Raw genomic sequence first — 21,035 nt, forward strand, 5'->3', positions numbered from 1 at the left:
AATTAAACAGATTGCCTCGTCGCTAAAAAGCAGCTCAAAATGATATATTAACAAATATTTAGACCTCACAGGTTACAAAAACCTGTGAGGTCTTCTTATATTTATGCTTTTAAGTTAAACTAAAATGATCCCGAAACTTCGGGACTGCTTTCCTGTCTACCGACAGGCAGGCGCAGGAAATAGTATGAAATACACAACACTACCAAACACAGCTATAAAAGTCAGTAAAATATGTCTTGGCACCATGACTTGGGGCAATCAAAATACCCAAGATGAAGGTTTTGCCCAAATGGATTATGCTTTAGACAAAGGCGTTAATTTCTTCGATTGTGCAGAACTATATCCTGTGCCAGCCACAGCAGAAACTTATGCGGAAACCGAACGCATCATAGGAAATTGGTTCGCTAAAACAGGAAACAGAGACAACGTGGTTTTGGCTACAAAAATTGCAGGTCCTGGAGACTATACAGCACATATTAGAACCAATGGTTTTAGTAAAGCAGCACTAAACGAAGCGGTCAATAATAGTTTAAAACGATTACAAACCGATTATATTGATTTGTACCAACTGCATTGGCCAGAACGTGATACCAACACTTTTGGAACGCGAGATTATAAACCTAATCCAAGTGATGAATGGGAAGATAATTTTAACGAAATCCTTCATAATCTAGATGACATTATAAAATCTGGAAAAATAAGACATGTCGGAATTTCTAACGAAAAAGCTTGGGGAACCATGCGTTATTTGGATGAGTCCAAAAAACAGGATTTACCACGAATGATTACCATTCAAAATGCGTACTCTTTAATAAATCGTGTTTTTGAAGGTGATTTGGCAGAAATTGCCCATAGAGAAAATATTGGGTTATTAGCTTATTCGCCAATGGCTTTTGGTGTGCTATCTGGCAAATACATTAAAGGTAAGGATGACCAGAATTCAAGATTAAATATGTTTCCAAGATTTGCACGTTACAGTAGCGAACAAGCTACCGAAGCTGCCAAACGCTATCTTAAAATAGCAGAAGCTAATGAAATGTCTTTAGCACAAATGGCATTAGCCTTTGTAAACGAAAGACCATTTGTAACCAGTAATATTATCGGAGCCACAAGTATTGATCAGTTAAAGGAAAATATTGATAGTATTAATCTGTCGCTATCAGAAGAAGTTATAAAAGCGATTAACGAAGTTCATGCTGAAATACCAAATCCCGCGCCATAATCCAACAAGTTAGCACTCGTCTCCGAGTTAGCGCTCGTCGCAGACGAGTGCTTTTTTAAAAATAAAATTTCTTCAAAAATTTGTATCTTACTCTAAATGAGCAGAAAATACAAATTCCATAATAAGTCCGGTTTATACTTCGTGTCATTTGCTGTAGTTTATTGGGTAGATGTATTTACAAGAGAATGCTATTTCAAAGTTTTAGCAGATAGTATCAGCTACTGCAGAAAAGCAAAAGGTATGGAATTGTATGCGTATTGTTTTATGTCCAACCATGTGCATTTCATATTTCGTTCTTCTGAAGATAAACCCATGGAATTATTAAGGGATTATAAAAAATTCACAGCCAATAAAATTATTGAGACCATTGAAAATAATTCGAAGGAAAGCCGAAAAAAATGGTTGTTGTCCATGTTTATGAAAGCAGGTAAAGAAAGAAGTAATGTGACTAAGTATCAGTTTTGGCAACATAATAATCATCCTATTGAATTATGGAGTATAGATGTTATTAAACGATATATCAATTACATTCATAATAATCCTGTTAAAGCTGGATTTGTAGTCAATCCTACTGATTGGAAATATTCTAGTGCTCGGAATTTTCAGGATGACCATTCGGTTTTGGAGATTGATGATGCTGGGTTTCTTGGTTAAATATATTAAACATTCGTTGCAACGAATAGTTTAAAAAGCACTCGTCGGAGACGAGCGCCAACATTTACGAGTTAGCGCTCGTCTCCGACGAGTGCTTTTTTTCTAATTATATCTTAATCTGTCGATTAATCTGTTCCTGCAAAGAAATGAAAGTTTCTGTCCTCGATACACCTTTTATACTTTGGATTTCAGAATTAAGCACATGCATTAAATGCTCATTATCTTTCGATAGAATTTTAATAAAGATGGACCAATTTCCTGTGGTATAATGACATTCAATCACTTCAGGGATTTTTTGTAATTGCTTTACGGCTTCAGGATTACTTATGGCTTTATCAAGAAAAATACCAACAAAAGCCATGGTGGTATAGCCTAAGATTTTTGGGTTGATTATAAATTTTGAACCTGCTAAAAGTCCGGATTTTTCTAATTTCTTTAAACGTTGATGAATCGCAGCACCCGAAATTCCGACGTTACGGGCGATTTCAAGAATTGGTGTTCTTGCATCTTCCATTAATGCACGAAGAATCTTTTTATCTATACCATCGATGTAAATACCTTTGTCATTAACTTTCATGGGAATTCGTATTTAGAAATCGAAAGTTAAAAATAAGAAATCAAATTCAAGATAATCTATAATGAAATGTTCACATTTTTTAATTAATCTTCATACTCCAATTCAGTAAATGAACCTATCATTGATGTCGTATTAGTGCCATCTAAAGTGCTAGCCGTGATATTAAAGGATCCAGAAATAAGACGAATTCCCGATGTAGTAGGATGTGTTCTATTTTCAGAAATTGTAACATTGCCCGATGAAGAATAATAACTAATTTGAGGACTAGATGGTCTTATAAGAGCATAAGTCATAAAGTTATTGGAATCTATATTACCCATGTTCTTAACAACGTCAGTGCCAAAACCGTTAGTGCCATTTAAAAATAAAGAAACTTGATTTCCAAGGGCGTCAGCAATATCAATACTCATAGTATCATTTGTTCCTAAACTCGCTTGGTAAGCACCATCTGTAAAGAGGAAGTTATTAAAGGTGCCACCATCTATGGTTGCTACCATTCCTGGCTCGTCGCTAAGAGGTGCGGAGTCGCTGTTACTATCATCAGCACTACATGATAACATAAAAAGTGTTAGAACAAAAATTTGGAGTAGGTGTAGGTTTTTCATCTTTTCTCAGTTTTAAAAGCTTATGAAATACTACTCTATAATTAGGCTAGTATTTCTGGTTTTAACTTTAGTAATTCCTTGATTTGGGATAAATTACCTGGTCAATATACAATTTTTTAATAACTGTTATTTTTCTAGGTGCTATTTAAACGGAACATCCTTAATCTAAAGATTCAGGGGATTATAACCTAAATAAGGTACTTCATACTCATTGAAAACAATATCATAGGACTCTAATTCCTCTAAAATAGGTGTGTAAACCTCTTTTGTAATAGGGATTTGTACACCAGGTGTTTTTATTTTACCATTAAGAATTGCCAGCGTTGCAATAGCGACTGGTAAACCCACGGTTTTTGCCATGGCCGTATAGGTTTGGTCTTTACCAAGTGCTACCATTGTGGAATCGATTTGATGTTTTTCGCCATTAAGCTCATAGCCAAATTTATGGTACATCACAATCATATCTTTATCGTCCGGACTAAGTGCCCAGCTATCCATTAAGATTTTTTGAAGAATTTGCGCAGGTGTTCCTTTGTCTAGTTCCACCATTTTTCTAGGATTAAAAATATCGAGCTCTAAAAACTTGTCCCATACGATATCATCTTGGTCAATTTTAAGTGCATGTCTAAATTTAAGTTCAACCGAATCCGTTGGGCTGTATGGTAAAAATGCATTCACAAAATCCCGATAGCTCATATTGATACTATCGTCAATGGTGTAGCTGTCGTCCGTCATTCCTAATTGTACAAAAACATTCCAAGCTCTACTAAACCCAACACGTCTCATGGTACCTCTATACAATGTTTTTATATGGTCTAAGCCATAAACATGTTGGTATTTTAAGGAATCTCGGTTGGCATAACCTTCAAAACGTCCGTAACCCTCTACGTCTAAAAATTCTGTTCTTCTAAATAAGCGATTATATGGAATGTATTTGAATTGGTTTTCCTGCAAAAACTTAGCGGCTCCTCCTTGACCTGCAACCACAACATTTCTTGGGTTCCATGTAAATTTGTAGTTCCAAAGGTTGTTGTCGCTTTCGGGAGCTACCAAACCACCTGTAAAGGATTCAAACAAAATCATTTTACCACCTTTGTCCCTTATCTGATTAATGATTTTCATGGCACTCATATGGTCTAAGCCAGGATCAACGCCGATTTCATTCATAAAAATGAGATTATTGGCTTTGGCGTCTTCATCTAAAGCTTGCATTTCTGGACTGACGTAAGAAGCCGTGACCATATTCTTTTTGTAAGTAATACAATCTTTCGCCACTTCAATATGAAAACGCGCTGGAAGCATGGAAATCACAATATCTGCTTTTTTAACGGCAGCGACTCTAGATTCTGCATTAAATACATCTAAGTGAATAACATCTGTATTTGGATGAGTGCCAACCCATTTTTTGGCATTGTCAACATTGAGATCACCAATGGTAATATGTAACTTTTCAGATTGGGAATTATCGAGTAAATATTTTATAAGATATGATGAAGATTTACCTGCACCAATGATTAAAATGTTTCGCATAATGAGTTTATATAACTAATTTTGTATGCCACGAAAGTAATAAATACAATAAGCATTAAAAACCGAAATAGCATATTTATTATGAACAAGACACTATTAATTATAGGATGTATTTTAGGGATTTTGGGTATTATTTTAGGAGCCTTTGCGGCTCACGGTTTGGAGAAGTTGGTTGATGAAAAATTAGTTGATGCAGATGCTATTAAATCCTTTGAAACTGGTGTCCGATACCAAATATATCATGCCTTTTTTCTTTTAATTTTGGGTAGTTCTTCATTTGTGAATTTAAAAACAAAGAAAACGATATTCTATTTGGTTATTTTTGGTGTAGTTTTCTTTTCAGGTTCTATATACGGACTGGCCACCAATGAAATGTCAAGCTTTGATTTTGAGAGTATCGCATTGATTACACCAATAGGAGGAGTCCTTCTTATTACGGCTTGGATTGTGATGTTGGTCGGTATAATAAGAAGTAAGGTCGATTAATGACATTCATTACCGTTGTTTCAAAATAAAATTTTAATTTTGCAGCACTAAACAACACAAAAATTATGGCAAACCATACCCAATTTACGAAAACGATTTCGTTAGATCAATATGGAATTAAAAATGCAAAAGTCAATTATCAACTTTCTTCAGATGAACTTCATGCTGAAACCATCTCCAAAGGACAAGGTGTCGAATGTTCCTCTGGTGCTTTAGCAGTAAATACAGGCGAATTTACTGGGCGCTCCCCAATGGACCGATTTATTGTAAAAGATGACATCACAAAAGACAAGGTGTGGTGGGGAAATATCAATATTCCGTTTGAGAGTGATAAATTTCAGAAGCTTTACGATAAAGTTGTCGATTATTTATCTGAAAAAGAAATCTATGTGCGCGACAGTTATGCATGTGCAGACGAAAACTACAAGCTAAACATTAGAGTTATTAATGAGTATCCTTGGAGTAATATGTTTGCCTACAATATGTTTTTACGTCCTACGGAAGAAGAATTAAACGATTTTTCTCCAGAATGGACGGTGGTAAACGCACCAGGTTTTATGGCAGATCCTGAAGTTGATGGTACACGTCAACACAACTTTGCAATTCTGGATTTTACACGTAAGATTGCGTTAATTGGTGGTACGGGTTATACAGGAGAAATCAAAAAAGGTATTTTTTCCGCTTTAAATTTTATTCTGCCTGTGTTTAAAAACACTTTGCCAATGCATTGCAGTGCCAATGTTGGTAAGGATGATGATACGGCAATTTTCTTTGGATTATCTGGAACTGGAAAAACGACACTTTCCACAGACCCTAATCGCAGTTTAATTGGTGATGACGAACATGGTTGGACTAAAGAAAACACCGTTTTTAATTTTGAAGGTGGTTGTTACGCTAAGGTAATTAATCTATCTCAAGAGCAGGAGCCAGAGATTTTTGCTGCGATTAAGAAAGGGGCGATTCTAGAGAATGTCATCATGGATGATAAAGGTAATGTTGATTTTGCTGACACCTCAATTACTCAAAATACAAGGGTAAGTTACCCAATATACCATATAGATAATATTAAAGAACCATCGATTGGTAAAAACCCAAAGAATATATTTTTCTTAACGGCTGATGCTTTCGGCGTTTTGCCTCCAATATCGAAATTAACACCAAGTCAGGCCGCATATCACTTTATTTCTGGTTACACGGCTAAAGTGGCTGGAACAGAAGCAGGAGTGGTGGAACCAGTACCAAGTTTTTCGGCTTGTTTTGGCGCACCATTTATGCCGTTGCACCCAACAGAGTATGCTAACATGTTAAGTAAAAAAATGTTAGATGCTGGAGTTAATGTTTGGTTGGTAAACACAGGTTGGACAGGAGGTCCTTATGGCGTCGGTACGCGTATGAAGTTAAAATATACAAGAGCTATGATTAACGCAGCTTTGAATGGTGATTTACACGACTATACGTATGAAGATTACCATATCCATTCCGTTTTTGGAGTGGCACAACCAAGATCTTGTCCAGGTGTACCAACAGAGGTATTGAGTCCAAGAGCGACTTGGAATGATGACAAAGCATATTACACCATGGCATTTAAACTTTCTAATGCATTTAGAGAGAATTTTAAGAAGTTTGAGTCTTTTGCCTCTGAAGAGGTGAGACGCGGAGGACCGCAGCGTTATGCATTCTAAATGTTATTGATAAAAACTAAAAAAGCGATTCTATGTTTAGAATCGCTTTTTTTATATTTTATATTTAGTTAAATAACTATTTCCCTTTATTAACTGAATCAATATACTTCTGTAAAGCCATGGTCATGGAAGGTGTTTCAGGCGTCGGTGCAGAAATATCAACACGCAAGCCTTTTTCCTTAACCGCTTTAACTGTTGTATTCCCGAATACTGCAATACGCGTTTCGTTTTGCTTGAAATCTGGAAAATTATGGAATAAGGATTCTATGCCAGAAGGACTAAAGAATACTAAAATATCATAAGTAACATTTGATAAATCAGACAAATCACTGATTACGGTTTTATAAAACGTGGCTTGTTTCCAAGTAACGCCTAAATCGTCTAAAATTTCAGGTATAATAGGTTTTACTTTATCGGTCGTTGGCAATAAAAACTTTTCGTCTTTATATTTTTTGATTAAAGGAATTAAATCTTCAAACGTACGTTTTCCCACATAGATTTTACGCTTTCGGTAAACCACATATTTTTGTAAATAATAGGCAACCGCCTCAGATTGGCAAAAATACTTCATGGAATCGGGCACTTTAAAGCGCATTTCGTCTGCAACCCTAAAAAAGTGATCGACGGAGTTTCTACTAGTAAGTATGATAGCTGTAAATTTACTGAGATCAACCTTTTGTTGTCTTATATCCTTGGAAGATACACCTTCTACATGTATGAAGGGTCTAAAGTCCACCTTAACCTTTTGCTTTTCTTGCAAATCAAAATATGGGGAGTTCTCTATTTTTGGCTCTGGTTGGGATACTAAAATTGTTTTCACTTTCATACGTAAACCTTGTGTTTTAAGCGTTATACTCTGTAATAACCTTATATAAAACTACATAAGGCCCAATTTCGAGAGCGCAAAGATACAACAAAAAATAGAACAAATTAAGGTTTATTAACTTTTGATAGCTTTTGAACGTGCTTAAAAATCCGATTAAATTTATGATACAAACCAATGAAAAAGCAATGATGATAATGATTTCGTTATAATGATCTGAGTATAACCAATTAAAACGATGTGTATACAACAAAAACAAATTGGCTATTAAAAACACAAAACCAGACCAATTCTTGAAGGTTGTTTTTTGAAACAAGTAATGGTCTATTAAACTATCCATTTCAAAAAGACTACCAATAAGTCGTTCCAAAAGTGTTTTTATTATGATAATGACAGAAACAGCAAATAATAATTTTAGGAACGATTCAAGTTCAAAAATTTGCGGTGAAACAAACGTAGAATATGTAAAATAAGCGAAAATACTCAATGAGAGACTGAGGTTTATAAATAGAAAACTATCAAATTGATCAATAAATTTCTGGTCTTTACTATATATTTTAAGATATTTGGAATTACCGATCACATTTAAAAAATCGTTAAATCTAAGAGTGTTCAAATATTTTGCGACAGCGATGGCAAACAATCCAATCATTGTAAAAATAGTAAACCACTCATGTGTGACATAATTTCGCATGTGGCTAAATTAAAAAGAATTTTAAGTTTACATTCAATAGATTACATAATTCCTCTTTGATATCGGTTAGACGGTACAATGGATTCGCTAATTCTATCTTAATCTAACCTATTTGAAATGGTTTTTACGGTCTTAAAGTCTTATGTCTAATCTCTAACAGCGGAGCGGTCTATTATCTTTTTCCCAATTTCTATCAAAAAAGTTAATTCCAACATATAATCCATTAAAAACTTTACTTTTGTTAAAATTCTAATAGCGACACAAAAGCATAGTTTAAAAGTAAGTGAATGTCTGACGCCATTGTCATTATCCCTACCTATAACGAGATTGAAAATATTGAGTCAATCATTAGAACTGTGTTTTCGCAAACCAAGGTTTTTCATGTGCTTATTGTAGATGACAATTCGCCTGACAAAACAGGGGAAACCGTTAAAAACTTACAACAAGAATTTAAAAACCAACTGTTTTTATTAGAACGTAAAGAAAAAAGTGGTTTAGGATCAGCGTATATTGCAGGTTTTGAATGGGCTTTAGAAAAGGAATATCAATACGTTTTTGAAATGGATGCTGATTTCTCCCATAATCCAAAAGATTTAATTAGATTGTACAACGCTTGCGCCATCGACGGTGCTGATATTTCGGTCGGATCTAGATATGTAAAGGGGATTACAGTGGTCAACTGGCCAATGTCCCGTATTCTTTTATCCTATGGCGCATCTCGTTATGTAAGATTTATTACACGTATGAAAGTTAAGGATTCCACCGCTGGTTTTGTCTGTTATAAAAGATCGGTTTTAGAAGCTATTCATTTAAAGAAAATAGAATTTGTGGGTTATGCTTTTCAGATTGAAATGAAATTTAAAGCCTATAGAAAAGGATTTCGAATTGTAGAAATTCCTGTTATCTTTAAAGATAGAACCAAAGGGAAATCGAAAATGAGCGGAAGTATTATTTCCGAAGCCATTTTTGGTGTCATTAGTTTAAGATTAAAAAGTTTATTTTCCAGTAAGTAGAAGAACATGAAGCAAAATACTCTCATAAAAAACGCCAGAATTGTCAACGAAGGAAAAATTGTTGAAGGCGATATTCTCATTGAAGACCAAATAATTAAAAAAATAGACATTTCAATCAGCGTGAAATCTGCAGATATGACTGTGATAGACGTTGAAGGAAATTACGTCTTTCCTGGTATGATCGACGATCAAGTGCATTTCAGGGAACCAGGCTTAACCCATAAAGCTAATATAGAATCGGAATCGAAAGCGGCTATAGCTGGTGGAATTACGTCTTTTATAGAAATGCCAAATACCAATCCGCAAACCACAAGTGTAGAAAAGTTAGAAGAAAAATTTGCCATTGCAGCCAATTCATCTTATGCCAACTATTCATTTATGTTTGGTGGTACCAATGATAATTTAGATGAAATCTTAAAGGTTGACACTAAAACCGTAGCAGGATTAAAATTATTCTTAGGCTCTTCTACCGGAAACATGTTGGTCGATGACCCAAAGGTTATTGAAAAAATATTTTCGAGTACAGATATGGTCATTTCTGTACATTGTGAAGATGAAGCGACTATAAAAACAAATCTAGCCAAATATAAAGCCGAGTATGGAGATGACATTCCGATGGAGATGCATCCCATTATAAGAAGCGAAGCGGCTTGTTATTTATCCTCTTCAAAAGCGATTGAATTAGCAAAGAAAACAGGCGCTCGATTGCATGTGTTTCATTTATCAACAGGAAAGGAAACGAGTTTATTTTCAAATAAAATCCCATTAAAGGATAAAAAGATAACCGCTGAAGTTTGTGTGCATCATTTATGGTTTTCAGATGAAGATTATGCTAAAAAGGGAAGCCATATTAAATGGAATCCAGCTGTAAAAACGGGAAAAGACAGAGACCAACTATGGAAAGCGTTATTGGATGATAGAATAGATGTCATCGCCACAGATCATGCGCCACATACACTCGAGGAAAAAAACAATCCGTACACAAGTGCGCCTTCTGGAGGACCTTTAGTGCAGCATGCCTTGGTAACTTTGATGGAAGCACATCATCAAGGTAAAATATCGGTTGAAAAAATTGTGGAAAAAGCCTGTCATAATCCAGCGATTTTATTCAATGTAGAAAAGCGAGGTTATATAAAAGAAGGTTATTTTGCCGATTTGGTCATTATAGACCCTCAAAGCCCTTGGTCAGTAAATAAAAGTAATATTTTGTATAAATGTGGTTGGTCTCCTTTTGAAGGCAACACGTTTAAAAGTAGAATAACGCACACCTTTGTAAACGGTCAATTGGCTTATAACAATTTCAAGGTTTTGGACGTTAAAGCAGGACAACGATTGACTTTTGATAGATGAAAATGATAAAACGATTAAGTGTTATAATAGTTCTAAGTTTTTTGATGGTGGCATGCCAAGATTTTGACCGACCAAAAAAACCGGATAATTTGATTTCAAAGGCACAAATGACCGAACTTTTGTATGACTTATATATCATTAATGCAGCCAAAGGCGTAAACCGTAAAACTTTGGAAAACAATAGCTTCAACCCAGAAAACTATATTTTGGAAAAATACAATATTGATAGTACCCAATTTGCAGAAAGTAACACCTACTATGCTTTTGAAACCGAAACCTATAGTGCTATTGTAGAGCAAGTAAAGGCAAGATTGGAAAAAGAGAAGGATATATATGAAGCTATAAAGCAAAAACAAGATGACTCCATTCAAAAGCGCAGAGATTCTATTGGTAAAAAAGCAAAACGAAAAAAAGATTCCTTAAAAAAAGTTCTTGATAGTATTGGTGTTAAAGATATGCGCTCTAAACCTCCTTTAAATATAGCAGACTCACTTCAGGAATTGATTCGTCCATAGGTTTAAACTCAAAGTCCAAAGCATTTTTTACTTTAGAATTATCATATTTTGTAATACTTACGGTAGATTTTGCTGCTTGTTTAGATAAACTTCTACGTTTGCCAAAAAGATGATGTTTCAACCAATCTAATCGCCAAGCAATTCCTAAAAGCCACGGTTTAGCTTCTCTTTTTGGTGGATGAACCTCTAAGCTATTAGCAATTTTGGTTTGTAAGGTTTTAAAACTTAAGTTTTCAGACACTACTATAAAAGCTTCATTTTTAATGGTACTATCCATAAGCCTTTGCATAATATTAACAACATCCCAAATATCTACACAACCAGTAACACCATTGGTGTAATAAGGCATGCCTCTGTAAATGCGCTTAAATAAATTACCACTACTGCCACCATTCCAATAACCAGCACCTATAATAATTCCTGGGTTTACTATGATGGCATCCAAACCTTCCTGAGTGCCGCGCCACACTTCAAGTTCTGCGCCATATTTAGTGATGGCATAAACACTATTATCATCCTCTGGGTTCCAATCGGTTTGCTCATCAATTAATTTGTTAGGATCAACATGATGCCCAATTGCTGCAATAGAACTGACATAGCACAATTTTTTAACTTGCTGGCTGAGGGATAAATTAACAATATTCGCCGTGCCTTCAATATTTATTTTTCGTAATAATTTGTATTTGTCAGGTTCAAAAGAGACAAAAGCAGCACAATGGTAAACCTGGGTAATACCTTTAAAAGCCAGTTGAAGTTTTGGAATATCATTGATATCTGCCTCAATCCATTCAATTTTGTTAAAAAGTGCTTCAGCATCATCCGAAAAATAGGAAAAGACATGTTTAACACGACTTAAAGTTTTTTCACGTCTGTATATTGCACGAATGGCCGTGTTGCTTTTCAAAAGTTGAAAAAGCAAATGTGAACCCACCAAACCTGTGCCTCCTGTGACTAAAATCATAGGGTAAAGTTACGCTTTTTTAGATTTGTCTTTTGTCTTTAACCACGGAAACATATCTTTGCGCCAATCAATTTTCAAACTAAAAAACAATGGCGAATAAATTTGTAGAGGAATTACGTTGGAGAGGTATGGTCCACGACATCATGCCTGGAACCGAAGAGCAATTAGACCTAGAGATGACAACGGCCTATATTGGTTTTGATCCTACTTCAGATGCGTTGCATATTGGAAGTTTGGTACCTATAATTTTATTGGTGCATTTAGAAAAAGTAGGTCATAAACCTATTGCATTAGTGGGTGGAGCGACTGGTATGATTGGTGATCCTTCCGGGAAAAGTGATGAACGGAATCTACTTGATGAAGCCACCCTAGAACACAACGTCGCTGGCATAAAAAACATACTATCCCGCTTTTTGGATTTTAATTCCACTGAAAGAAATGCGCCTGTCTTGGTGAACAACTATGATTGGATGAAAGATTTCAGTTTCATTAATTTTGCACGCGATGTTGGTAAACGCATCACTGTAAATTACATGATGGCGAAAGATTCCGTAAAAAAGCGTTTAAGTGGTGACGAAGGAAACGTTGGGATGTCATTTACTGAATTCACCTATCAATTGATTCAAGGCTACGATTTTCATCATTTGTACAAAACCATGGGTTGCAAATTACAAATGGGCGGCAGTGACCAATGGGGAAATATTACCACAGGAACCGAGTTAGTAAGACGCATGCACGATGGCGACGATCAAGCAAAAGCCTATGCGATGACTTGTCCATTAATCACAAAAGCAGATGGTTCTAAATTTGGAAAATCTGAAGGTGGAAATATTTGGTTGGATGCTGATAAAACCTCAGTTTATAAATTTTACCAATTTTGGTTGAACACCACAGATGAAGATGCTGAAAAGTATATCAAAATATTTACGTTTTTAGATAAAGAAACGATTGAGTCTCTGATTGAAGAGCATAAGAAAAACCCTGGTTTTAATGCCCTGCAAAAGCGTTTAGCAGAAGAAGTGACGAGTTTTGTGCATTCTAAAGAAGCGCTAGATGAATCTATAGAGACCTCGAAAGTGTTATTCAGTAAAAACTTTAAAGAAGATATAAAAAAGCTAAAGGTCACAACTTTGGATGATATATTTAGCGACATTCAAACTGCCGAAATTGAAAGAAGCAAAATTGAATCAGGGTTAGATATTATTGCGGCATTATCTGCTGATACCAATTTTTTGTCGAGTAATGGTGAAGCGCGTCGAGCTTTGAAGGCAAATGCTGTAGCTGTTAATAAGGAAAAAGTCACCGAGGATTATAAAATTAAAATCAGTGATTTAATTGGTGATAAATATGTTGTATTGAATAGTGGTAAGAAGAATACCTATATTATCAAAGTAGATTAAAGAATTTAATAAGAATATAATGACTTCACTGGTAAGTGCTGAACTCGATTCAGTATCAAAAACTTCTGAAGTCTTTTTTTGTATCTTTATTTTCAAAAGTTTATATGGTTATTGAGACGTATTATTTAATCCATTCCATTGTAAAATGAAGCAAACAGAACAATTAGCTAATCGACTGAGAGAAGTTATACTGAATGGTACATGGATTGCCAACACAAATTATAAGGCGCAATTGGAAAATTTGGATTTGCGCATTGCGAATACAAAATACCAATCGTTAAACACTATTTCTGTATTAGCGCAGCATATACACTATTATATCTCTGGAATAACCAATGTGTTTACTAATAATAAACTTGAAATAAGCGATAAATTTAGTTTTGATTTTCCGCTAATAGAATCACAGAAAGCATGGGATTCATTTTTAAATACATTTTGGAGCGATACTGAAAATTTGGCCAATTTAATTGAAACAATGCCTGAAGAAGATCTAAAAAAAGACTTTGTCGATAAAAAATATGGCTCTTTTCTTCGAAATATTGATGGTATGATTGAGCATAGTTATTATCATCTTGGACAAATTGTGCTGATTAAAAAAGTATTGGATTCCTCTCAAATACACCCAATAAAACAAAAAAATAATTGAATTCTATCTACTTAATTATAGACTTTCGTAAAATTGTAGAAAACAGGTGATATGTTTTGAAATGGATTTCAAAAATTTAAAGCTTACTTTGATAAAAACTAAACACTGAGAAACACGGAGAATTAACAGAGGTTCACGAAGAGAAAGTTTATATCGCAGATTTTCAGATAATATGGGGTATGCAGAAAAAAGTTAGAGCTCAACACCTAAATTTCGACAGCGTCGGAATCAACGATTTTCAGAAATAATGAGCAAGATGAGTAGTTTTGAAAATAAGTCTAGGATTGGAACATGAAGTTAAATAAAATCCTAAATCATTAATGCATAGGCGAATGGTGCTTTAGCAATTTCCTAACAAATCGTTTTGTCCCGATAGCTATCGGGATTGGTTCGTTTTGCATCAAGGCAACTGCGAAGCACATCATGAGTTCCGATATAAACAACAAGATTAGACGAATAAAATGAACATATTAAAAAATCAGTAAACATTGGGTATAAAAAAAGTGCCCAAATAAATATTTGAGCACTTCCAACCAATCAATCAACTTTGAGGTCTATAGTTTCAATTTTTCTTTTTCATAGAATCATCTTAACTTTATAGCCTCCCAATTTAAGTCGGCTTTTTTCTGTAAACCTTTCACATTTTCTTTCTGCCATTTTTTTAAGGTATTATTTCCCCAAGAATTATAGAATAAATAGAGCTTTCCGTCCCTTATTTCAAAAGTTTCAGGATCTATACTAACTTTTTTAGAATCCTTTGCAACCGCATAAGCGCAATAACCGCCATATTGTGGCATATAAGCTTTAGGGTTTTCTAGAAACGTATTGAGATTTTCTTGTGATATAAATTTGTAGTTAACACCATCGTGTGCTGTTTTATAATCGTCAGAACCTTCAACAGCTTCCCTATTAAAATAAGCAACAACATCATACCCTTCTGCCACAAATCCTTTTTTGGTATTATAATCTATAGTTTAGGCAAAACTATTAGTTGTGATAAATAATAATGTGATTATGAGATATTTCATAAAACCTAAGTCGAATAGCAATACGGTTGCTTACAATGCCATTAAATTGCAACCTCGTATATCAGAGTTATCGAATCTTCCAATGATTTCAAACTGGCCGTTGTCATCGACTTTTCCCAAATCTTGGGTAGCAATAAAGGCGCACGAATTAAGATTTGCCAAATCAATCACATTTATACCACCTGTTTTGTTGGATTGCTGAATACTGAGAGCGTCTTCGGTATCACGTGTTAAGATTTTCATCCAAGGTGGACATTGAAAAACACCATGACCTTTAGAGTAGGCTTGACTCAAAAGTTCCGTCATGCCATATTCACTATGAATTTGGTTCACGCCAAAACCCGATTTAAGAATTTGGTGTAACTCCTGTCGTATAATTTCTTTTCGCCTTCCTTTCATACCACCCGTTTCCATCACAATGGTATGTTTTAAGTTGAATTGATGGACTTCAACCAAATCCAATAAGGCAAATGATACGCCTATAAGTAAGGTTTTTTGTTGTTTGGCTTCAAGTGTTTGTAATGTACTTGCCAACTCATCGAGATTATGCAGGTAAAATCCGCTTTCAGCATGATTGGATTTCTTTATTAAATCATCTACCATATAGATAAGTGAAGAGCCATCACGTTCTAAATAAGAGGGCAAAAGCGCTAAGACTACATAATCTTCAATAGCACCATAAAAGTGTCTAAAAGCTTTTAAATAGCTGTCTTCATAAAGTTTTAAATCCGTCACTAAATGTTTACTCGTAGTACTTCCTGTGGTACCAGAACTAGAAAACGTTTTTTCAATATTTTGGGATGAACTTAAAATAGAATGGGATTTAAAAAACTGAATCGGCAAAAATGGAATTTCAGAAACACACTTTATATCCGCTGGATGCTTATACAATAAATCGCAAAACGAGCGATAGACGTTATTATTTTCAAACTGAAATTTAAAAACATCTAAAGCCAAGGCATCAAAATCAGTTTTGGATTTTATATTAAAAATGTCGTCTTTAGAAATCATGTGTCAAAAATATACAAAAAAGCGTCCCGATAATTTATCGGGACGCCTTAAAATATGTTTTAAAAACAATACTTACTTAATCACTAATTTCTTAGTGGTAGAAGCATTATTCTGAGTGATTTTAATAATGTAAACACCAGACTTTAAACTAGAAACATTTAATGTGTTGTTTGTTAACGTTTGGTTTTTAACTTGCTTACCTAAAATATCAAATACTTGAACGTTTATTGCTTCACTATTAGTGGAAGAAATATTTACGATACCAGAAGAAACTGGATTCGGATAAACTGAAAAATTATTTCTATTTTCATTCGTTATGGACAATGTGGTTGGCGTAACATCAGCCCAAGTAGTTCCAATTCGCAATTCATCAAAAGTCATAGCAGGAGTTTCACCAGCAGAATCTTGTCTCAGAGCAAAAGTGTCTACAAATGGACTTGGTGAAGCGTCGGTATCCGTAAGCAGTGCCGTTGGTGCAGAACCACCAAAGTCATCACCCGCAGGATTAACCCAACCGTTAATTGCACCTGTGGCAACGTTATAACTAATAACTATAAAAACACTATCTCCAACATTGTATTTAGTAGTCGTAAAATTTTCTCCGCTACTACCGTTTGTTAACGCAATATCGTAAGTTGTTCCAACAGGATCAGTATCTGGATGAACCCAAAGTCTAGCATCAAAATCTCCTAGTAAAACAAAATAGCCTCCATCTGCGAGATCAGTAATATTAGAAAGGTCGCTAACATTAATAATAAAAGATGCAAATACTTCTCCAGTAGTTACAGGGGTAAAAACAAGTTCAGAATCAATAAAACCACCTTCAATATAAACAGAATTTCCTGTAGAACCCGCTAATCCTGGATAAGATAAACTACCAGAAACTACATCAATAGGGTTATCTGATCCACTGTAATTATTCCAATTCGCTTCAGTTCCTATATCAGTTCCAACAGTATAGTCAAATCCTTCGTAAAGTGGTAAAGAATTAGACGGTTCACAAGAAGGGCTTGTTACTGTACTACTTAAATCACAAAGCGCGCCATCAACAGCTGAAATAATTACATCAGTTCCCTCAGCAACTCCAGTTACTGTAATGGTTCCTGTTGCATCTGTAGAAGGGTCACCAGCGGATAAATCAACTGTTCCGGAATCTGCAGTTACAGTATAAGTAGAAGTTCCTCCACCAGAAAAGTCAACTGTAGCAGTATATGTATCCGTACCAACAGTAAAAGCGTCACAAACCGCAGAAGTAGAAGTTAAGCTCAATTCACAAACAGCGGCATCATTAGAATTTCTAAAGGTAGGTGCTTTAGTTTCGTAAGCTGTTCCAGCAGCATTTAACTGTAAGGATTCAGTGTCCTTTGCACCATTAAGATCTTCATCATATTGAACTGTTTCACCTAAACCAGATAATAATTCTGGGTCATCACTATCACTAGTACCATAAACTATAGCATCAATTAAATTAGTCATAGTTACTGCAGTTCCTTCAGGAAAATTAGCAGCAGAATCTTGATAAATAGCAATAGCATCAGGACCGTTTTGAATGTAACCAGATCCTCCTGGCGGCAAATCAATATCATTTCCACTAATTAGTGCTGTGTTTGCTAGAATAAAAAAACCGTTAGCATCAGCCGTTTTTCCTGTAAGATCCCAAGTTCCATAACTTAAATCATTACTACCGTTAAAAAACACAACAATGTATCCATCTAAAGATGCATTTGGAGCTGCTTTTAATTCTACAAATTCAGCCTCATCTGCACCTGGTGTATCAACATCGATTTCATTTATAACAACTTGACCATAAGAAGTGGCAGCTGTAAATAAAAGGGTAAAAAATAAAAAGTAAATTTTCTTCATAATTGATTTTTATAAAAAGTTAGACAACAAATATAATAACAAATCCTTAGTTTCAAGAATCCAAATAGCCAATAGTTAGCATTTTTACAATATGTTAACACGGTAGATGTCAACACCTTCTTAGTTTCAAGGATTTATATTTTCAATGTTAGGTAATTGTTATCAATTCGATATTTTTATATAGGTAATGAGGATATACGCTATCTTTACAGTTATTAAATACGGAATTAAATTTTGAAAAAGAAAGAGATTAAAATACTGTTGGTAGATGATGAACCGGATATTTTAGAAATTGTGGGCTATAATTTAGCTGCTGAAGGTTACCAGGTTATAAAAGGAGAAAATGGTGTAGAAGCCGTTGAGTTGGCAAAAAAACATCAGCCTCATTTAATTATCTTGGATGTGATGATGCCAAAAATGGATGGTATCGAGGCCTGTGAACGTATCCGAGAACTGCCAGAATTGAGTGAAGCAGTCATTACCTTTTTAACCGCTAGAGGCGAGGATTATTCTCAAGTTGCAGGTTTTGATGCTGGTGCAGACGACTACATCGCTAAACCTATAAAGCCTAAGGTTTTAATTAGTAAAGTAAAAGCTTTACTCCGACGTTTTAAGCATTCTGAAAACAACGTTGAAAATATTGTAAAAATTGGCGACTTAGTCATTTATAAAGAAGAATATAAAATTACAATTAAAGGTAAAGAAATTACCTTGCCAAGAAAAGAGTTTGAATTGTTATCTTTGTTAGCAACCAAGCCAGGTAAGGTCTTTAAACGTGATGAAATCTTAGATAAAGTCTGGGGAAATGAAGTTGTAGTTGGTGGCAGAACCATTGATGTACATATAAGAAAACTTCGTGAAAAAATAGGCGATAAATCTTTTAAAACCGTTAAAGGCGTTGGTTACAAGTTCGTAGACTAATGCAAAATAAAAAGAGTTTAAAAAAATCATACAAATTCGCATTGCGAACAGCGCTCTATGTGACCCTGTTTTCGACTGGGCTTATGCTTTTATTTTTATATTATTTCCAAGCCCTTCATTGGCAAGCGGTTTTTTATCCCATAATTTGTTACCCTTTATGTTTTGCTATTGTACAATATCGCGTGGAGCGCTTCATCTACAGACGTGTTAAGCAAATCTATGATGATTTGACACTTTTAGAATCTACGAGTTTAAGACAACAACCCATTACTACAGATATGGGCACTTTAACCAAAGAAATCGATAAATACGCCAAAAACAAGAAGATTGAAATAGAAACTTTAAAAATCAGGGAAGAATATAGAAAAGAATTTATCGGCAATGTTTCTCATGAGCTAAAAACACCATTGTTTTCCGTACAGAGCTATTTACTTACCTTGCTGGATGGTGGTATTGAAGATGAAAAAATCAGAAAAAAATACTTGGGCAGAGCGAGTAAAGGTGTTGAAAGGCTCACTTATATCATTAAGGATTTAGATATGATTACTAAACTCGAAGTTGGTGATCTCAGCCTTAAAAAAGAAAATTTTGATATCGTTAAATTGGTTCAAAATGTGTTTGATCTTTTTGAAATGAAAGCGGCAAAGAAACATATAACCTTAACTTTTGACATCGATTATCATCAACCCATTATGGTGTATGCAGATAAAGAACGCATTCAACAAGTATTAACCAATCTTATTGTTAATTCAATAAAGTACGGTCGTGAAAAAGGGACTACGGAAGTGAGCATCGAAAACCTCATTAAAAACAAAGCGATTATTAGAGTTACCGATAATGGCGAAGGTATTGCAAAAGCCAATCTTCAGCGTTTATTTGAGCGTTTCTATCGTGTAGATAAAAGTGGTTCGCGTAAAGAAGGCGGGTCAGGTTTGGGCTTATCTATCGTTAAGCATATTGTTGAAGCCCATGAAGAAAAAATTTATATTGAAAGTCAATTGGGTGTTGGTAGTGAGTTTTCATTCACCTTGGAAAAGACGAAATAGTTTCTTGTAATTTAATCGGTTTTCTTTGAATTTCAAGCCCGAATAATTTTTAAGTTGTGCTAATAAATCTAAACAAAACTCATCTTGATTACAAAAAGGCGCAATCCCCTCAGATTCTAATTTTTCCGCTAAGTATTCTTGTTCAAATTGCCCAGGCGTAGGTATAAAAAAGGCTTGCTTTTCAAGTTTTGCCAAATCCATAATAGTAGTGTAACCTGATCTGCTCAAAACCACTTCACTTTCATTTATGGCTTTTTCGAGTTCAATACTGGTCATAAAATTATAGATACTCATGTTCTTATGATGCGAAATTGATTGTTCAGTTTCAATGACGCCTTTTACAAAACAAATGTTACCCTTGAAATTTATAAGCTCATGGAATAATTTTTCTTCCAAAAAAGTCCGTTGTGGTTCAGGGCCAGAAAGAACAACGAGAAGCTCATATTTAATTTCTAGTTGTTGTTTTTCAAATCGGGACAAAGGTCCTAAATAGGTTAATGCCGCTTTAAAACCTTCAATATGCCCTAAAATACCACTGAGATTTTTTTCAGAATCATAATCAGGAACCCAACATTCATTAAATCTAGAAATGATTTTTTGATGAATTCTAGTACTTAGCCAAGTGGTATTTCCGCTCAAAACTTGCAATTGATGCGTTACAAATACCGAAGGAATAGTGTTATGTCGCACACCAAATCGGTTATCAGAAATTATGCCCGAAATAGGAGTACTTTCAATAAAATCGGCAATAACCTTCTGCTCTTTTTTTATCGTTTTTAAAAGGTGCGGTGTGTCCTTTAAAAGTTTTAGCCTCAACTTTTTTGGGTTTTTTGAATAGCTAATGTTATAGGACGGCAATTCTAAAATTTCAAGTTTTGGGAATTCCTTTTGTAATAATTGAAGCGCAAAACCATCACTCGCTATTACGGGTTTAAAATTATGCCGAATTAATTCATGAATAATAGGAATACATCGCGTAGCATGACCCAATCCCCAATTTAAGGGAGC

21 protein-coding genes are annotated in these 21,035 nt (G+C 34.7%); 11 read left to right on the forward strand and 10 right to left on the reverse strand.

Features of this window, described 5'->3' with window-relative positions; translation table 11 throughout:
- Nucleotides 1–184 precede the first annotated feature (184 nt).
- A complete protein-coding gene (locus tag HM987_RS00670; protein WP_179009785.1) occupies nucleotides 185–1,222 on the forward strand; it encodes an aldo/keto reductase in 1,038 nt (345 codons plus the stop codon).
- Between the two features lie 96 nt (nucleotides 1,223–1,318).
- Entirely contained in the window at nucleotides 1,319–1,876 is a 558-nt protein-coding gene (locus HM987_RS00675) for an REP-associated tyrosine transposase (RefSeq protein ID WP_179004371.1), read from the forward strand.
- 106 nt (nucleotides 1,877–1,982) lie between these two features.
- Here HM987_RS00675 and HM987_RS00680 read toward each other — a convergent pair whose 3' ends face one another.
- From HM987_RS00680 to HM987_RS00690, 3 genes are all read right to left on the reverse strand, one after another.
- Nucleotides 1,983–2,453 (reverse strand): Lrp/AsnC ligand binding domain-containing protein, encoded by a 471-nt coding sequence (locus HM987_RS00680; RefSeq protein ID WP_179004373.1) that lies wholly within the window; start codon nucleotides 2,451–2,453, stop codon nucleotides 1,983–1,985.
- Nucleotides 2,454–2,536: 83 nt separating this feature from the next.
- Nucleotides 2,537–3,058, reverse strand: coding sequence for a hypothetical protein (locus HM987_RS00685; RefSeq protein ID WP_179004375.1), 522 nt, complete (start codon nucleotides 3,056–3,058; stop codon nucleotides 2,537–2,539).
- Between the two features lie 165 nt (nucleotides 3,059–3,223).
- Nucleotides 3,224–4,588 carry a saccharopine dehydrogenase family protein gene (locus HM987_RS00690; RefSeq protein WP_179004377.1) on the reverse strand — a complete coding sequence of 455 codons (1,365 nt, stop codon included), beginning with the start codon at nucleotides 4,586–4,588 and terminating at the stop codon, nucleotides 3,224–3,226.
- An 81-nt stretch (nucleotides 4,589–4,669) separates the two neighbouring features.
- On the opposite strand from HM987_RS00690, the gene HM987_RS00695 reads away from it, so the two are divergent.
- Together HM987_RS00695 and pckA are read left to right on the forward strand one after the other, a co-directional pair.
- A complete protein-coding gene (locus HM987_RS00695) occupies nucleotides 4,670–5,074 on the forward strand; it encodes a DUF423 domain-containing protein (RefSeq protein WP_179004379.1) in 405 nt (134 codons plus the stop codon).
- A gap of 65 nt (nucleotides 5,075–5,139) precedes the next feature.
- Entirely contained in the window at nucleotides 5,140–6,756 is a 1,617-nt protein-coding gene (gene pckA, locus HM987_RS00700) for a phosphoenolpyruvate carboxykinase (ATP) (RefSeq protein WP_179004381.1), read from the forward strand.
- A 76-nt stretch (nucleotides 6,757–6,832) separates the two neighbouring features.
- Here pckA and HM987_RS00705 read toward each other — a convergent pair whose 3' ends face one another.
- Nucleotides 6,833–7,582: a uroporphyrinogen-III synthase gene (locus HM987_RS00705; RefSeq protein WP_179004383.1), complete on the reverse strand. Its 750-nt coding sequence runs from the start codon at nucleotides 7,580–7,582 to the stop codon at nucleotides 6,833–6,835.
- Between the two features lie 16 nt (nucleotides 7,583–7,598).
- Nucleotides 7,599–8,273 carry a DUF4271 domain-containing protein gene (locus HM987_RS00710; protein ID WP_179004385.1) on the reverse strand — a complete coding sequence of 225 codons (675 nt, stop codon included), beginning with the start codon at nucleotides 8,271–8,273 and terminating at the stop codon, nucleotides 7,599–7,601.
- Nucleotides 8,274–8,560: 287 nt separating this feature from the next.
- Between HM987_RS00710 and HM987_RS00715 the strand changes: the two genes are divergently transcribed.
- The 3 genes from HM987_RS00715 to HM987_RS00725 are packed head-to-tail and all read left to right on the forward strand — an operon-like array spanning nucleotide 8,561 to nucleotide 11,151.
- Nucleotides 8,561–9,286, forward strand: coding sequence for a polyprenol monophosphomannose synthase (locus HM987_RS00715; RefSeq protein WP_179004387.1), 726 nt, complete (start codon nucleotides 8,561–8,563; stop codon nucleotides 9,284–9,286).
- A gap of 6 nt (nucleotides 9,287–9,292) precedes the next feature.
- On the forward strand, nucleotides 9,293–10,636 hold the full coding sequence (locus HM987_RS00720) for a dihydroorotase (RefSeq protein WP_179004389.1): 1,344 nt from the start codon (nucleotides 9,293–9,295) through the stop codon (nucleotides 10,634–10,636).
- Nucleotides 10,633–11,151 (forward strand): DUF4296 domain-containing protein, encoded by a 519-nt coding sequence (locus HM987_RS00725; protein WP_179004391.1) that lies wholly within the window; start codon nucleotides 10,633–10,635, stop codon nucleotides 11,149–11,151. Before HM987_RS00720 ends, HM987_RS00725 begins: the two co-directional genes overlap by 4 nt.
- Here HM987_RS00725 and HM987_RS00730 read toward each other — a convergent pair.
- Nucleotides 11,099–12,112, reverse strand: a complete 1,014-nt coding sequence (locus HM987_RS00730) for an NAD-dependent epimerase/dehydratase family protein (protein ID WP_179004393.1) — start codon at nucleotides 12,110–12,112, stop codon at nucleotides 11,099–11,101. The genes HM987_RS00725 and HM987_RS00730 overlap by 53 nt on opposite strands.
- An 89-nt stretch (nucleotides 12,113–12,201) precedes the next feature.
- Between HM987_RS00730 and tyrS the strand changes: the two genes are divergently transcribed.
- Nucleotides 12,202–13,512 carry a tyrosine--tRNA ligase gene (gene tyrS, locus HM987_RS00735; protein ID WP_179004395.1) on the forward strand — a complete coding sequence of 437 codons (1,311 nt, stop codon included), beginning with the start codon at nucleotides 12,202–12,204 and terminating at the stop codon, nucleotides 13,510–13,512.
- A gap of 145 nt (nucleotides 13,513–13,657) precedes the next feature.
- Nucleotides 13,658–14,158 (forward strand): DUF1572 family protein, encoded by a 501-nt coding sequence (locus HM987_RS00740; protein WP_179004397.1) that lies wholly within the window; start codon nucleotides 13,658–13,660, stop codon nucleotides 14,156–14,158.
- Between the two features lie 584 nt (nucleotides 14,159–14,742).
- Here the strand turns inward: HM987_RS00740 and HM987_RS00745 are convergent.
- The 3 genes from HM987_RS00745 to HM987_RS00755 all read right to left on the reverse strand — a co-directional run bounded on the left by HM987_RS00745 (nucleotide 14,743) and on the right by HM987_RS00755 (nucleotide 18,060).
- Nucleotides 14,743–15,102 carry a YHS domain-containing (seleno)protein gene (locus HM987_RS00745; RefSeq protein WP_229724541.1) on the reverse strand — a complete coding sequence of 120 codons (360 nt, stop codon included), beginning with the start codon at nucleotides 15,100–15,102 and terminating at the stop codon, nucleotides 14,743–14,745.
- A gap of 114 nt (nucleotides 15,103–15,216) precedes the next feature.
- Complete coding sequence (locus HM987_RS00750; protein ID WP_179004399.1) at nucleotides 15,217–16,197, reverse strand: LuxE/PaaK family acyltransferase; 981 nt, start codon at nucleotides 16,195–16,197, stop codon at nucleotides 15,217–15,219.
- A 72-nt stretch (nucleotides 16,198–16,269) separates the two neighbouring features.
- Nucleotides 16,270–18,060, reverse strand: a complete 1,791-nt coding sequence (locus tag HM987_RS00755; protein ID WP_179004400.1) for a T9SS type A sorting domain-containing protein — start codon at nucleotides 18,058–18,060, stop codon at nucleotides 16,270–16,272.
- Between the two features lie 234 nt (nucleotides 18,061–18,294).
- Here HM987_RS00755 and HM987_RS00760 point away from each other — a divergent pair, with 234 nt between their 5' ends.
- A complete protein-coding gene (locus tag HM987_RS00760; protein WP_179004402.1) occupies nucleotides 18,295–18,981 on the forward strand; it encodes a response regulator transcription factor in 687 nt (228 codons plus the stop codon).
- On the forward strand, nucleotides 18,981–20,027 hold the full coding sequence (locus tag HM987_RS00765) for a sensor histidine kinase (RefSeq protein WP_179004404.1): 1,047 nt from the start codon (nucleotides 18,981–18,983) through the stop codon (nucleotides 20,025–20,027). The genes HM987_RS00760 and HM987_RS00765 overlap by 1 nt, the downstream gene beginning before the upstream one ends.
- Here the strand turns inward: HM987_RS00765 and HM987_RS00770 are convergent.
- On the reverse strand, nucleotides 20,001–21,017 hold the full coding sequence (locus HM987_RS00770; RefSeq protein ID WP_229724543.1) for a glycosyltransferase: 1,017 nt from the start codon (nucleotides 21,015–21,017) through the stop codon (nucleotides 20,001–20,003). The genes HM987_RS00765 and HM987_RS00770 overlap by 27 nt on opposite strands.
- Nucleotides 21,018–21,035: the final 18 nt, after the last annotated feature.

Origin of the sequence: Winogradskyella forsetii (genome assembly GCF_013394595.1) — a bacterium.
GTDB classification, from domain to species: domain Bacteria; phylum Bacteroidota; class Bacteroidia; order Flavobacteriales; family Flavobacteriaceae; genus Winogradskyella; species Winogradskyella forsetii.

Excerpts from the sequence above, each read along its gene's own strand:
- HM987_RS00670 (WP_179009785.1), top strand. The coding sequence starts at position 185 with ATGAAATACACAACACTACCAAACACAGCTATAAAAGTCAGTAAAATA.
- HM987_RS00675 (WP_179004371.1), top strand. The coding sequence starts at position 1,319 with ATGAGCAGAAAATACAAATTCCATAATAAGTCCGGTTTATACTTCGTG.
- HM987_RS00680 (WP_179004373.1), bottom strand. The coding sequence starts at position 2,453 with ATGAAAGTTAATGACAAAGGTATTTACATCGATGGTATAGATAAAAAG.
- HM987_RS00685 (WP_179004375.1), bottom strand. The coding sequence starts at position 3,058 with ATGAAAAACCTACACCTACTCCAAATTTTTGTTCTAACACTTTTTATG.
- HM987_RS00690 (WP_179004377.1), bottom strand. The coding sequence starts at position 4,588 with ATGCGAAACATTTTAATCATTGGTGCAGGTAAATCTTCATCATATCTT.
- HM987_RS00695 (WP_179004379.1), top strand. The coding sequence starts at position 4,670 with ATGAACAAGACACTATTAATTATAGGATGTATTTTAGGGATTTTGGGT.
- pckA (WP_179004381.1), top strand. The coding sequence starts at position 5,140 with ATGGCAAACCATACCCAATTTACGAAAACGATTTCGTTAGATCAATAT.
- HM987_RS00705 (WP_179004383.1), bottom strand. The coding sequence starts at position 7,582 with ATGAAAGTGAAAACAATTTTAGTATCCCAACCAGAGCCAAAAATAGAG.
- HM987_RS00710 (WP_179004385.1), bottom strand. The coding sequence starts at position 8,273 with ATGCGAAATTATGTCACACATGAGTGGTTTACTATTTTTACAATGATT.
- HM987_RS00715 (WP_179004387.1), top strand. The coding sequence starts at position 8,561 with ATGTCTGACGCCATTGTCATTATCCCTACCTATAACGAGATTGAAAAT.
- HM987_RS00720 (WP_179004389.1), top strand. The coding sequence starts at position 9,293 with ATGAAGCAAAATACTCTCATAAAAAACGCCAGAATTGTCAACGAAGGA.
- HM987_RS00725 (WP_179004391.1), top strand. The coding sequence starts at position 10,633 with ATGAAAATGATAAAACGATTAAGTGTTATAATAGTTCTAAGTTTTTTG.
- HM987_RS00730 (WP_179004393.1), bottom strand. The coding sequence starts at position 12,112 with ATGATTTTAGTCACAGGAGGCACAGGTTTGGTGGGTTCACATTTGCTT.
- tyrS (WP_179004395.1), top strand. The coding sequence starts at position 12,202 with ATGGCGAATAAATTTGTAGAGGAATTACGTTGGAGAGGTATGGTCCAC.
- HM987_RS00740 (WP_179004397.1), top strand. The coding sequence starts at position 13,658 with ATGAAGCAAACAGAACAATTAGCTAATCGACTGAGAGAAGTTATACTG.
- HM987_RS00750 (WP_179004399.1), bottom strand. The coding sequence starts at position 16,197 with ATGATTTCTAAAGACGACATTTTTAATATAAAATCCAAAACTGATTTT.
- HM987_RS00755 (WP_179004400.1), bottom strand. The coding sequence starts at position 18,060 with ATGAAGAAAATTTACTTTTTATTTTTTACCCTTTTATTTACAGCTGCC.
- HM987_RS00765 (WP_179004404.1), top strand. The coding sequence starts at position 18,981 with ATGCAAAATAAAAAGAGTTTAAAAAAATCATACAAATTCGCATTGCGA.